This window comes from Bradyrhizobium sp. CIR48 (assembly GCF_014198315.1).
GTDB lineage: Bacteria > Pseudomonadota > Alphaproteobacteria > Rhizobiales > Xanthobacteraceae > Bradyrhizobium.
The window spans coordinates 49104-62592 of record NZ_JACIHG010000014.1 but is presented as its reverse complement, the minus strand read 5'-3'; the positions used below and the strand labels follow the sequence as shown (position 1 = coordinate 62592).

The window sequence follows — 13489 nt, the reverse complement described above, 5'->3', positions numbered from 1 at the left end:
CAAACTCGGCGGCGTTACCGCAGCGGCGCAGCGCCTGCTCGACTGATATCGGTCTTTGCGAAGTCTTCGCCTTTGAACAGCAAAGGTTCGCCGCGAGTCATAGCCAGCGCGTAAGAGAAGCAATCACCGTAGTTGAGCGACGCGGCGTGACGCCCCTTGCCGTAGCGCCGCCAGACGCGCCGTGCGGCATCGACTTGCACGGCATCGACCGCAACGATCTCTGCACCGAGCTTGACGAGCCAGAGATCGAACTCACGCCCGCCTGCGTCGCCCAGCCGGGTTTCGATCACCATCGTTGCTTCAAGCACTGTGGCTGCAGAGATCAGGCGGATCGGATCATCCACAATCAGTCGCTCAATATCGGCTGCATCGTCTTCGTTGAGCGCGATTGCCACGATCGCCGATGTGTCCATCACCATCAGCGTGGCAATCCATGCTCGTCGTATCCGAGAATTTCCTCGGGCGTGCGGTCGTCCACGACGCGCATTTCGCTCCAGCGACGCCTGATCTCGGCCATGTCTTCCAGTAGCGCGTCTTTGCGCGTTTGACCCCCGAGCCGACGCAGCCGCTCCTCGATGGCGCGCTTGGTCGCGGTCGTGATGTTCTCGCCAGTCAGTTGCGCGAGACTCCGTGCCAACCGCTCGGTTTCGGGGTCCTTGATGCTCAGGGCCATATGAGGATCCTTAGTTCCTAAATAGGTATATTCTACCTAAACGGGGCGTAGTAGGCTAGGAGGGCGTCCACGGTCGGCGATCTCCTCTGAAAATCAAGCGCATAAGCCGTTGCGCCAATACGCGGTTGCAATTTCCGCCGGTCTCTGGCGGTAAAGGGCCATGCTCTCGACCCCCAGTTCCCCCTTCAGCGAAGCCTATCAGGCCCAGATCGCCTCCGGCGCGATCGAGCCCGATGCTGCGCAGGCCGAGGTCGCCGAAGCCTATGCGGCGCTCGACCTGCGGCTCGCGGACTACAAGCCGCAGCGCAAGCAGGGCCTGCTCGCTCGCCTGTTCAGCAGTGACAAGGATGAGGCGCCGCGCGGGCTCTACATCCATGGCGAGGTCGGCCGCGGCAAGACCATGCTGATGGATCTGTTCTTCCAGCACGCCTCGGTCGAGCACAAGCGGCGGGCGCATTTCCACGAATTCATGGCCGACGTGCATGAGCGCATCTACGATTATCGCCAGAGCATCGCGCGCGGCGAGATCGCCGATAGCGACGTCATCGCGCTGACCGCGAACGCGATCTTCGAGGAGAGCTGGCTGCTCTGCTTCGACGAATTCCACGTCACCGACATCGCGGATGCGATGATCCTCGGACGCCTGTTCGCCAAATTGTTCGAGCTCGGCACCGTCGTGGTCGCGACCTCCAACGTCGCGCCTGATGATCTCTACAAGGGCGGCTTGAACCGGTCGCTGTTCCTGCCCTTCATCAAGCAGATCACCGACCACATGGACGTCGCGCGGCTCGATGCGCGCACCGACTTCCGGTTGGAAAAACTTCAGGGCGTGCCGATGTGGCTGACGCCGGCGGACGCTGATGCGGACGCGGCGCTCGACCGCGCCTGGTCGCGGATGTCGGGCAGCGCCAAATGCAAGTCGCGCGATATTTCGATCAAGGGCCGCATCCTGCACGTGCCGTGTTCGGCCCATGGCGTGGCGCGGTTCTCGTTTGCCGATCTCTGCGAGAAGCCGCTGGGGGCATCGGACTACCTCAGGCTCGCGCACGACTATCACACCATCCTGGTCGACCATATTCCAGTGATGGACCAGTCCCAGCGCAACGCCGCCAAGCGCTTCATCACGCTGATCGACGCGCTCTATGACAATGCCGTGAAGCTGATGGCCTCGGCCGATGCCAACCCGATCTCGCTCTACCTGGCCCATGAGGGCGTTGAGGCCATGGAGTTTAAGCGGACGGCGTCGCGCCTGATCGAGATGAGCTCGGAATCCTATCTGGCGCTGGCTCACGGCCGCAAGGATTCCACCGCAAGCGGCTCCACCAAGGGGCTGGTGGAGACTTAAGTCCTATTTGCCAGCGCTGTCATTCCGGGCTCGCGCTTCGCGCGCCCCGGAATGACGGACCTGTATGGCTGCTATTGCGCCAAGCCCGACAATTGGGCATCCGGCGACTTGAACGGGGGAGGCGAAAGGGATAACCACCCTCTCAGTTTTCCCCACCTTACGTGTCTAAAGGACAGGCTCACATGGCGCGCGACAAGATTGCTTTGATTGGCTCCGGTCAGATCGGCGGAACGCTGGCTCATCTCATCGGCCTGAAAGAGCTGGGCGACGTGGTGATGTTCGACATCGCCGAAGGCGTGCCGCAGGGCAAGGCGCTCGACATCGCGCAGTCCTCGCCGGTCGACGGTTTTGACGCCCACTACACCGGCGCGAACTCCTACGAGGCGCTCGACAACGCCAAGGTCTGCATCGTCACCGCCGGCGTGCCGCGCAAGCCCGGCATGAGCCGCGACGATCTTCTCTCCATCAACCTCAAGGTCATGGAGCAGGTCGGCGCTGGCATCAAGAAGTACGCCCCCGACGCCTTCGTCATCTGCATCACCAACCCGCTCGACGCGATGGTCTGGGCGCTGCAGAAGGCCTCGGGCCTGCCGCACAAGAAGGTCGTCGGCATGGCCGGCGTGCTGGATTCGGCCCGCTTCCGCTACTTCCTGGCCGACGAGTTCAACGTCTCGGTCGAGGACGTCACCGCCTTCGTGCTCGGTGGCCATGGCGACACCATGGTGCCGCTGGTGAAGTACTCCACCGTCGCCGGCATTCCGCTGCCCGACCTCGTCAAGATGGGCTGGACCTCGCAGGCGCGTCTTGACGAGATCGTCGACCGCACCCGCAACGGCGGCGCCGAGATCGTCAACCTGCTCAAGACCGGCTCGGCCTTCTATGCGCCTGCCGCGTCCGCGATCGCGATGGCCGAGAGCTATCTGCGTGACAAGAAGCGCGTGCTGCCCTCGGCTGCGTACCTGAACGGCGAATACGGCGTGAAGGACATGTATGTCGGCGTGCCCGTCGTGATCGGCTCCAAGGGCGTCGAGCGCGTCGTCGAGATCGAGCTCGCCGGCAAGGACCGCGAGGCCTTCGACAAGTCGGTCGGCGCGGTGCAGGGCCTGGTCGATGCCTGCAAGAAGATCGCCCCCGATCTTCTCGGCCGCTAAGAGCCAACACTTCCCGCCGAAGCCCGAAAACCGGTCTTCGGCGGTTTCATTTCCGGGGCCCGGCTGTCGGGACAGGTTCCGGGTCAGCAGTCCAAGAGATCGATGTCAAAGAATCCGGGTTGCAGTTCCTGTGGTATATGGTATGCCAGCCACAAGACTGAGGTGGGCCCTAGAGGTCACCGCCCGCGGGTTCAGGGAGCGACCATATGAATATCCATGAATATCAGGCCAAAGCGCTGCTGGGTGAGTTCGGCGTGCCGATCTCCAAGGGCGTGCCGGTGCTCAAGGCCACTGACGCGGAAGCCGCCGCCAAGGCGCTGCCCGGTCCGGTCTATGTGGTGAAGAGCCAGATCCACGCCGGTGGCCGCGGCAAGGGCAAGTTCAAGGAAGCCTCGGCCGGCGACAAGGGCGGCGTCCGCATCGCCAAGTCGGCCGCCGAGGTCACCGAGTTCGCCAAGCAGATGCTCGGCGCCACGCTGGTGACGATCCAGACCGGCCCCGCCGGCAAGCAGGTCAACCGCCTCTACATCGAGGACGGCTCCGACATCGACAAGGAATTCTACCTCTCGCTCCTGGTCGACCGCGAGACCTCGCGCGTCTCCTTCGTCGTCTCGACCGAGGGTGGCGTCAACATCGAGGACGTCGCGCACAACAATCCTGAGAAGATCGTGACTTTCTCGGTCGATCCCGCCACCGGCATCATGGGCCATCACGGCCGCACGGTTGCGAATGCGCTGAAGCTCTCCGGCGATCTCGCCAAGCAGGCCGAGAAGCTCACCGCACAGCTCTACGCGGCCTTCGTCGGCAAGGATATGGCCATGCTGGAGATCAACCCGCTGGTCGTGACCAAGCAGGGCCAGCTCCGCGTGCTCGACGCCAAGGTGTCGTTCGACGACAACGCGCTGTTCCGTCACCCCGAAGTGCTCGCGCTGCGCGACGAGACCGAGGAAGACGCCAAGGAAATCGAGGCGTCCAAGTACGACCTCAACTACGTCACCCTCGACGGCAACATCGGCTGCATGGTCAACGGCGCCGGTCTCGCCATGGCGACGATGGACATCATCAAGCTCTACGGCATGTCGCCGGCCAACTTCCTCGACGTCGGCGGCAGTGCCAGCAAGGAGAAGGTCGCCGCGGCGTTCAAGATCATCACCGCCGATCCCAATGTGAAGGGCATCCTGGTCAACATCTTCGGCGGCATCATGAAGTGCGACGTGATCGCCGAGGGCGTTACGGCTGCGGTTCGTGAAGTCGGCCTCAGCGTGCCGCTGGTGGTCCGCCTCGAAGGCACCAATGTCGAGCTCGGCAAGAAGATCATCCGAGAGTCCGGCCTGAACGTGGTGCCGGCCGACAATCTCGACGACGCCGCGCAGAAGATCGTGAAGGCCGTCAAGGGAGGCTAAGGCCATGGCCCAGGACCATCTTTCCGCATCATCCCCGCTTCCCGAGCACGCGCGTCTTTCCGCGTTCGCCGGCGAATGGAATGGCGAAGAGGTGGTCTTCCCGTCGCGCTGGACGGCGGGCGGCCCGGCAACTTCGCGCGTCGTCGCGCGCATGGACCTCAATGGATTCTATCTGATCCAGGACGCGGTGCAGATGCGCGACGGCAAGCAGATCTTCGCCACCCACGGCATCTTCACCTACGACCGCGACGACCGGACCTACAAACTGTTCTGGTACGACTCGCTCGGCTATACGCCGCCTTCGCCCGCTTCCGGCGGGTGGGTCGGCAATACCCTGACGCTGGTGCGCGGCTCGCTCCGGGGCAATGCGCGCCACGTCTACGAAATTATCAACGAGGATTCCTACTCGTTGAAGATCCAGTTCTCGCCGGACGCGGAAGGCTGGGCCGACGTGCTCACTGGCGTCTACCGCCGCATCCACTGACCCTCTCACTCTGTTAGTTTCGCGAAAGCAGACCTCATGTCCATCCTGATCGACAAGAACACCAAGGTCATCTGCCAGGGCTTCACCGGCAAGAACGGCACCTTCCACTCGGAGGCCGCGATCGCCTACGGCACCAAGATGGTCGGCGGCACCTCGCCGGGCAAAGGCGGCGCGACGCATCTGGGCCTGCCGGTGTTCGACACCGTGCGCGATGCGCGTGAGAAGACCGGCGCCGATGCATCGGTGATCTACGTGCCGCCGCCGGGCGCGGCCGATGCGATCTGCGAAGCCATCGACGCCGAGATCCCGCTGATCGTCTGCATCACCGAGGGCATTCCGGTTGTCGACATGGTCCGCGTGAAGCGTTCGCTGGCCGGCTCCAAGTCGCGCCTGATCGGGCCGAACTGCCCGGGCGTCATGACCGCCGGCGAGTGCAAGATCGGCATCATGCCCGCCAACATCTTCAAGACCGGCTCGGTCGGCATCGTCTCCCGCTCGGGCACGCTGACCTATGAAGCCGTGTTCCAGACCTCCCAGGAAGGCCTCGGCCAGACCACCGCGGTCGGCATCGGCGGCGACCCGGTCAAGGGAACCGAGTTCATCGACGTCCTCGAAATGCTCCTGGCCGACCCCAAGACCGAGTCGATCATCATGATCGGCGAGATCGGCGGTTCCGCCGAGGAGGACGCCGCCCAGTTCCTCAAGGACGAGGCCAAGCGCGGCCGCAAGAAGCCGATGGTCGGCTTCATCGCCGGCGTCACCGCTCCTCCCGGCCGCCGCATGGGCCATGCCGGCGCGATCATCTCGGGCGGCAAGGGCGACGCCGGTTCCAAGACCGAAGCGATGAAATCGGCAGGAATTACAGTGTCCCCGTCGCCCGCCCGCCTCGGCCATACGCTTGCCGAAAAGTTGAAGGGCTAATTCACTTCTTCGTGCTTTTCCGGGCGAAGTTTCGCAGCAAATAGGGTAAAGGGTGCCTGTCGCGCCGAGCCTCTGCCGGGGAGCTCGGTGCCAGCGCCGTTTATTATGCGCGAACCGAAATCGCCAGGAACTCCAGTATGTCTCGCCAGGACGCGAACGCAGCCTTTGCCCTGTCATCCTTTTTGCAGGGCACCAATGCCACCTACATCGACGAAATCTACGCCCGCTACGAGAAGGACCCGTCCTCGGTCGACGCCGAGTGGCAGGAGTTCTTCAAGAGCCTGAACGACCAGCCTTCCGACGTCCGGAAGAATGCCGAAGGGCCGTCCTGGGAGCGCGACAACTGGCCGCTGACCCCGCAGGATGACCTCACCTCCGCCCTCGACGGCAACTGGGCCGAGGTCGAGAAGGCGGTCGGTGCCAAGATCGCCGCCAAGGCGCAGGCCAAGGGGGGCGATAAGGGCGCCGGCCTCTCCTCCGCCGATCTGCTCCAGGCGACGCGCGACTCCGTCCGCGCCCTGATGCTGATCCGCTCCTACCGCATGCGCGGTCACTTCCATGCCAAGCTCGATCCGCTCGGCATCGAAGCCCAGCGCAACCGCGAAGAGCTCGATCCGCGCACCTACGGCTTCAGCGAAGCCGATTTCGACCGCAAGATCTTCCTCGATCACGTGCTCGGTCTCGAATACGGCAGCTTGCGCGAAATCACCGCGATCTGCGAGCGCACCTACTGCCAGACGCTCGGCGTCGAGTTCATGCATATCAGCAATGCCGCGCAGAAGGCCTGGATCCAGGAGCGCATCGAGGGTCCGGACAAGGAGATCTCGTTCACCCGCGAAGGTCGCCGCGCCATCCTGATGAAGCTGGTCGAGGCCGAGGGCTTCGAGAAATTCTGCGACACCAAGTTCACTGGCACCAAGCGCTTCGGTCTCGACGGCGCCGAATCGCTGATCCCGGCGCTCGAGCAGATCATCAAGCGCGGTGGCAATCTCGGCGTGAAGGAGATCGTGCTGGGCATGCCGCATCGCGGCCGCCTCAACGTGCTGACGCAGGTGATGGGCAAGGCGCACCGCGCCCTGTTCCACGAGTTCAAAGGCGGCTCGGCCAACCCCGACGCGGTCGAAGGCTCCGGCGACGTCAAATATCACCTCGGCGCGTCCTCGGACCGCGAGTTCGACGGCAACCGGATCCATCTGTCGCTGACCGCCAACCCCTCGCATCTCGAGATCGTCGATCCCGTCGTGCTCGGCAAGGTCCGCGCCAAGCAGGACCAGCACGGCGATCCGCCCGACATGCGCATCTCGGTGATGCCGCTCTTGATGCACGGCGACGCCGCGTTCGCCGGCCAGGGCGTGGTCGCCGAGTGCTTCGGCCTGTCCGACCTGAAGGGCTACCGCACCGGTGGCTCCGTGCACTTCATCGTCAACAACCAGATCGGCTTCACCACCTATCCGCGCTACTCGCGCTCCTCGCCCTATCCGTCGGATGTGGCGAAGATGATCGACGCGCCGATCTTCCACGTGAACGGCGACGATCCGGAAGCCGTGGTGTTCGCGGCCAAGGTCGCGATCGAATTCCGGCAGAAATTCCACAAGCCCGTCGTCATCGACATGTGGTGCTATCGCCGCTACGGCCACAATGAGGGCGATGAGCCGGCATTCACTCAGCCGGTGATGTACAAGCGGATCGCGGCCCATGCCTCGACCCTCACCCTCTACTCCAAGCGATTGATCGCCGAAGGCGTGGTCACCGAGGGTGAAGTCGACAAGCTGAAGGCCGACTGGCGCGCGCGGCTCGACGCCGAGTTCGAGGCCGGCACCTCCTACAAGCCGAACAAGGCCGACTGGCTTGACGGCAAGTGGTCCGGCTTCAAGATCGCCGATCAGGAAGAGGATGCGCGGCGCGGCGTCACCGGCGTTGATCTGCCTGTTCTCAAGGACATCGGCCGCAAGATCACCAAGGTGCCGGATGGTTTCCGCGTCCACCGCACCATCCAGCGCTTCCTGGAAAATCGCGCCAAGGCGATCGACGGCAACGCGGGCATCGACTGGGCGACCGGCGAGGCGCTGGCGTTCTGTACGCTGCTCCAGGAAAACCACCACGTCCGCCTGTCCGGACAGGATTCGGAGCGCGGCACCTTCTCGCAGCGCCACTCGGTCCTGATCGACCAGGAGGATGAGAGCCGCTACACGCCGTTCAACCATCTCGGCCACGAGCAGGGCCATTACGAGGTCATCAACTCGCTGCTGTCGGAAGAAGCCGTGCTCGGCTTCGAATACGGCTACTCGCTCGCCGAGCCGAACACGCTGACTCTCTGGGAAGCCCAGTTCGGCGACTTCGCCAACGGCGCGCAGGTCGTGTTCGACCAGTTCATCTCCTCGGGCGAGCGCAAATGGCTGCGCATGTCCGGCCTCGTCTGCCTGCTGCCGCACGGCTATGAGGGTCAGGGACCGGAGCACTCCTCGGCGCGCCTCGAGCGTTACCTGCAGATGTGCGCCGAAGACAACATGCAGGTGGTCTATCCGACCACGCCGGCGAACTACTTCCACGTGCTGCGTCGCCAGCTTCATCGCGAGATCCGCAAGCCGCTGATCGTGATGACGCCCAAGTCGCTGCTGCGTCACAAGCGGGCAGTGTCGCGCATCGAGGAACTGGCGAAGGACACGACCTTCCATCGCATCCTCTATGATGACGCCCAGATGCTGCCGAACGAAGCCGTCAAGCTCGTGCCGGACGAGAAGGTCCGCCGCATCGTGCTGTGCTCCGGCAAGGTCTATTACGACCTCTACGAGGAGCGCGAGAAGCGCGGCATCGACGACATCTATCTGATGCGCGTCGAGCAGCTCTATCCGGTGCCGCTGAAGGCGCTGGTGGCCGAGCTGTCGCGCTTCAAGAAGGCCGAAGTGGTGTGGTGCCAGGAAGAGCCCCGCAACATGGGTGCCTGGCACTTCATCGAGCCCTATCTGGAATGGGTGCTGAACCAGGTGAACGGCGCGAGCCGGCGTCCGCGTTATGTCGGCCGCGCCGCTTCCGCCGCGACCGCTACTGGTCTGATGTCCAAGCATCAGGCACAGCTGAAGGCGTTCCTGGACGAAGCACTGAGCTGAACTTTTTAAACTGCGTCATGCCCCGCCTCGTGCGCAACCAGCGCACCGGGGCGGGGCATCCGGTACGTCGCGATGTCCGTGCAGTGTACGAACGTCCGGCTTGCCGGATGGCTTGCTTTTCGCGGGCCATTGACGACCGACTTATGACCGCACCGGCGATCCCTTAAGGAAAAGACCATGACTGAAATTCGTGTGCCGACGCTCGGCGAATCCGTCACCGAGGCCACCATCGGCCGCTGGTTCAAGAAGGCCGGCGACCCCGTCGCCGTCGACGAGCCCTTGGTGGAGCTCGAGACCGACAAGGTCACCATCGAGGTCCCGGCGCCCTCCGCCGGCACGCTGAGCGAGATCATCGCCGCCGATGGCGCGACCGTCGCGGTCGGCGCGCTGCTCGGACAGATCACGGAAGGCGCAGGCGCTGCCAAGCCCGCTGCGGCTCCCGCCAAGCCCGCCGCTGCCGCTCCTGCCGCCGCCGCTGCTTCCGCGCCGGCGCCTAGCGCGCCGAAGGCGCCGCCGGCCGACGCGCCGCTCGCCCCCTCCGTGCGCAAGCTCTCGGCCGAGACCGGCGTCGATGCCTCTACCGTTCCGGGCTCCGGCAAGGACGGCCGCGTCACCAAGGGCGACATGCTCGCCGCGATCGAGCGTGCGGCCTCGGCGCCCACCCCGGTGAACCAGCCCGCCGCCGCCGTGCAGGTGCGTGCGCCGTCACCGGCAGACGATGCCGCCCGCGAAGAGCGCGTCAAGATGACCCGCCTGCGCCAGACCATCGCGCGCCGCCTCAAGGACGTGCAGAACACCGCGGCGATGCTGACGACCTTCAATGAGGTCGACATGACCAACGTGATGGCGCTGCGCGCCCACTACAAGGATGCGTTCGAGAAGAAGCACGGCTCCAAGCTCGGCTTCATGGGCTTCTTCACCAAGGCCGTCGTGCAGGCGCTGAAGGATATCCCGGCGGTCAACGCCGAGATCGACGGCACCGATTTGATCTACAAGAACTACTACCACATCGGCGTCGCCGTCGGCACCGACAAGGGTCTCGTCGTGCCCGTGGTGCGCGACTGCGACCACAAGTCGATCGCCGACATCGAGAAGGGCATCGCCGATTTCGGCCGCCGCGCCCGCGACGGCCAGCTCAAGATCGACGAGATGCAGGGCGGCACCTTCACCATCACCAATGGCGGCATCTACGGCTCGCTGATGTCGACCCCGATCCTGAACGCGCCGCAGTCCGGCATCCTCGGCATGCACAAGATCCAGGAGCGGCCGATGGTCGTCGGCGGCAAGATCGAGGTTCGCCCGATGATGTATCTGGCGCTGTCCTACGATCACCGCGTCATCGACGGCAAGGAAGCCGTCACCTTCCTGGTTCGCGTCAAGGAGAGCCTGGAAGATCCGGCGCGCCTGGTGCTCGATCTCTGATCCCTGATGCTCTGCGAGCGCCGTCGCCATTGGCGGCGGCGCATGTCGAACCATGGAGGCGCGCATGACCGATAAAGTCGTTGTCATCACCGGCGGCAGCCGCGGCATCGGGCGGGCGACCGCGATTGCGGCGGCCGCGCGCGGCTTCCGCGTCGTGGTCGGCTATGCCAGCAACAAGAAGGCCGCCGACGAGGTGGTCGCGCAGATCGCGGCCAGCAACGGCAAGGCGATCGCGGTGAAATGCGATGTCGCCGAGGAAGGCGACATCCTCGAGCTGTTCAAGGCAGCCGACAAGTTCGGCACGTTAGGGGCGCTCGTCAACAATGGCGGCATCGTCGGCCAGAGCGGCGTGCGGGTCGACGAGATGTCGGCCGAGCGCATCCAGCGCGTGCTCGCGGTCAACGTCACCGGCTCCATTCTCTGCGCGCGCGAGGCCGTGAAGCGGATGTCCACCAAGCACGGCGGCAAGGGTGGCGTCATCGTCAACCTGTCTTCGGTCGCGGCGCGTCTCGGCGCGCCCAACACCTATGTCGACTATGCCGCGTCCAAGGGCGCGATCGATTCCTTCACCACCGGCCTCGGCTATGAGGTCGCGGGAGAGGGCATTCGTGTCGCGGGCATCCGGCCGGGCCTGATCGATACGGAAATTCACGCCGCCGGCGGCGAGCCCGACCGCGCCCATCGTCTGGCCCATATGGTGCCGATGAAGCGCGTCGGCACCGCCGATGAAATCGCCAATGCCATCGTCTGGCTGATGTCGGACGAGGCTTCCTACATCACCGCAGCAACTCTCGATGTGTCCGGCGGACGCTGACGCGCCGCGCGGACGCTGACACATCCCCATCACGCTAAACCTACGGGACTTTCTCTCATGGCTACCTACGATCTCGTCGTCATCGGCACCGGACCGGGCGGTTATGTCTGCGCGGTGCGCGCAGCCCAGCTCGGCATGAAAGTCGCCGTGGTCGAAAAGAACGCAACCCTCGGCGGCACCTGCCTCAATGTCGGCTGCATGCCGTCGAAGGCGCTGTTGCACGCGTCCGAGATGTTCGAGGAAGCCGGGCACTCCTTCGCCAAGATGGGCGTGTCGGTGTCCTCGCCGAAGCTCGATCTTCCCGCGATGATGAACTTCAAGCAGCAGGGCATCGACGGCAACGTCAAGGGCGTCGAGTTCCTGATGAAGAAGAACAAGATCGACGTGCTCAAGGGCACCGGCAAGATCTTGGGGACCGGCAAGGTCGCGGTCTCCGCCGACGGCAAGTCGCAGACGATCGAAACGAAGAACATCGTGATCGCGACCGGTTCGGACATCGCGCGCCTCAAGGGTATCGAGATCGACGAGAAGCGCATCGTGTCCTCGACCGGCGCGTTGTCGCTCGACAAGGTGCCCGGCAAGCTCTTGATCGTCGGCGCCGGCGTGATCGGCCTCGAGCTCGGCTCGGTCTGGCATCGTCTCGGTGCCGAAGTCGTCGTCGTCGAATTCCTCGATCGCATCCTGCCCGGCATGGACGGCGAGATCGCCAAGCAATTCCAGCGCATCCTGGAAAAGCAGGGCTTTGCGTTCAAGCTCGGCGCCAAGGTCACTGCCGTCGACAGCTCAGGCAAGACGCTGAAGGCGACCATCGAGCCCGCCGCCGGCGGCGCCGCCGAGACGCTGGAAGCCGACGTCGTTCTGGTCTGCATCGGCCGCGTCCCCTACACCGACGCGCTCGGCCTGAAGGAAGCCGGTGTCGCGCTGGACAACCGCGGCCGCGTCCAGATCGATCCGCACTTCGCCACCAGCCTGAAGGGCGTCTATGCCATCGGCGACGTCGTCGCTGGGCCCATGCTCGCTCACAAGGCCGAGGACGAAGGCGTGGCGGTGGCCGAGATCATCGCCGGCCAGTCCGGCCACGTGAACTACGACGTGATCCCAGGCGTCGTGTATACCACCCCGGAAGTGTCCTGCGTCGGCAAGACCGAGGAGGAGCTGAAGCAGGCGGGCGTGGCTTATACCGTCGGGAAGTTTCCCTTTACCGCCAACGGCCGCTCCAAGGTCAACCAGACCACTGACGGCTTTGTGAAGATTCTCGCAGATGCGAAGACCGATCGCGTGCTTGGCGTACACATTATCGGCCGCGAGGCCGGCGAAATGATCCATGAAGCGTGCGTTCTCATGGAATTCGGCGGCAGTGCGGAAGATCTCGCGCGCACCTGCCACGCGCATCCGACCCGCTCGGAGGCGATCAAGGAAGCCGCGCTTGCAGTCGGCAAGCGAGCCATCCATATGTAGCAACGCGCCCAGCGCCAAATCGGGCGGGGAACACATGCTGCGCCGCCTTCTTCAACCGGTCTGGGTCCTGCTTGCGATCATCTTCCTGATCGAAGCCTGGCTGTGGGACCATCTCGAGCCGATCGTTGCGCGGGTTGTCGCAGCCGTCCCGCTCGCACGTTTCAAGCAATGGCTGACGGAGCGCGTCGATGCGCTGTCGCCGGCCATGACGCTGATCGTGTTCGCGGTCCCCATCGTCCCGCTGTTTCCGCTCAAGCTGGTCGGCCTGTGGCTGCTCACGCATGAATACTGGACCAGCGCGGTCTTCACGATCGTTTTCGCGAAGCTGCTCGGCGTCGGCGTCACCGCCTTCGTGTTCGACGTGACGCGCGACAAGCTTTTGGAGATGCACTGGTTCGAGCGGATCTACGATCTGGTGATGAAGGTCCGCGCCAAGGCGCACCTGCTGGTCGACCCGATCAAGCGCCGAATCCGCGAGCTGATCGCCGGCAACGGCGAAGGCTGGTCGTCGCGTACGCTGCGTGTGATCCAGCGTTTCAGGAAGAGCGTGCACCAGGCGCGGTAGCTGCCCGCACATTCAGTCTCTCACCGTCACCCTGAGGTGGCCGCTTCTTCAGCGGCCCTCGAAGGGCGACGGCCCGTCTGCATCTCGGCCGTTCATCCTTCGAGGCTCCGGGCGCAGCGCTGATGCACTGCGCTCCTCGCACCTCA

Annotated in this window: 12 protein-coding genes; 10 read left to right on the top strand and 2 right to left on the bottom strand. The window is 64.4% G+C overall.

The annotated features are described in order from the left end of the window. Window positions 1–14: 14 nt before the first annotated feature. Complete coding sequence (locus GGD66_RS34525) at window positions 15–419, bottom strand: type II toxin-antitoxin system VapC family toxin (protein WP_092261432.1); 405 nt, start codon at window positions 417–419, stop codon at window positions 15–17. Then, window positions 419–673: a type II toxin-antitoxin system VapB family antitoxin gene (locus tag GGD66_RS34520; RefSeq protein WP_018318874.1), complete on the bottom strand. Its 255-nt coding sequence runs from the start codon at window positions 671–673 to the stop codon at window positions 419–421. The genes GGD66_RS34525 and GGD66_RS34520 overlap by 1 nt, the downstream gene beginning before the upstream one ends. Window positions 674–833: 160 nt before the next feature. Here GGD66_RS34520 and zapE point away from each other — a divergent pair, with 160 nt between their 5' ends. The 10 genes from zapE (at window position 834) to GGD66_RS34470 (ending at window position 13343) form a co-directional block, all read left to right on the top strand. Continuing rightward, a complete protein-coding gene (gene zapE / locus GGD66_RS34515) occupies window positions 834–2018 on the top strand; it encodes a cell division protein ZapE (RefSeq protein WP_018318873.1) in 1185 nt (394 codons plus the stop codon). Window positions 2019–2200: 182 nt separating this feature from the next. Then, window positions 2201–3169, top strand: a complete 969-nt coding sequence (gene mdh, locus GGD66_RS34510) for a malate dehydrogenase (protein ID WP_008145224.1) — start codon at window positions 2201–2203, stop codon at window positions 3167–3169. A 206-nt stretch (window positions 3170–3375) separates the two neighbouring features. Beyond that, window positions 3376–4572, top strand: a complete 1197-nt coding sequence (sucC, locus tag GGD66_RS34505) for an ADP-forming succinate--CoA ligase subunit beta (RefSeq protein WP_092261431.1) — start codon at window positions 3376–3378, stop codon at window positions 4570–4572. Window positions 4573–4576: 4 nt separating this feature from the next. After that, window positions 4577–5056 carry a DUF1579 family protein gene (locus tag GGD66_RS34500; RefSeq protein WP_183261138.1) on the top strand — a complete coding sequence of 160 codons (480 nt, stop codon included), beginning with the start codon at window positions 4577–4579 and terminating at the stop codon, window positions 5054–5056. 36 nt (window positions 5057–5092) lie between these two features. After that, the gene (gene sucD, locus GGD66_RS34495; RefSeq protein WP_018318870.1) at window positions 5093–5977 is read left to right on the top strand and encodes a succinate--CoA ligase subunit alpha; all 885 of its coding nucleotides are present in this window, start codon (window positions 5093–5095) and stop codon (window positions 5975–5977) included. A gap of 137 nt (window positions 5978–6114) precedes the next feature. After that, a complete protein-coding gene (locus GGD66_RS34490; RefSeq protein WP_183261135.1) occupies window positions 6115–9084 on the top strand; it encodes a 2-oxoglutarate dehydrogenase E1 component in 2970 nt (989 codons plus the stop codon). 177 nt (window positions 9085–9261) lie between these two features. After that, on the top strand, window positions 9262–10506 hold the full coding sequence (gene odhB / locus GGD66_RS34485; protein WP_018318868.1) for a 2-oxoglutarate dehydrogenase complex dihydrolipoyllysine-residue succinyltransferase: 1245 nt from the start codon (window positions 9262–9264) through the stop codon (window positions 10504–10506). 64 nt (window positions 10507–10570) lie between these two features. Then, window positions 10571–11320, top strand: a complete 750-nt coding sequence (locus GGD66_RS34480) for an SDR family oxidoreductase (RefSeq protein WP_183261133.1) — start codon at window positions 10571–10573, stop codon at window positions 11318–11320. A gap of 57 nt (window positions 11321–11377) precedes the next feature. Continuing rightward, window positions 11378–12778 (top strand): dihydrolipoyl dehydrogenase, encoded by a 1401-nt coding sequence (lpdA, locus tag GGD66_RS34475; protein ID WP_183261131.1) that lies wholly within the window; start codon window positions 11378–11380, stop codon window positions 12776–12778. A gap of 34 nt (window positions 12779–12812) precedes the next feature. Further along, the gene (locus tag GGD66_RS34470) at window positions 12813–13343 is read left to right on the top strand and encodes a hypothetical protein (RefSeq protein WP_179732294.1); all 531 of its coding nucleotides are present in this window, start codon (window positions 12813–12815) and stop codon (window positions 13341–13343) included. Window positions 13344–13489 lie beyond the last annotated feature (146 nt).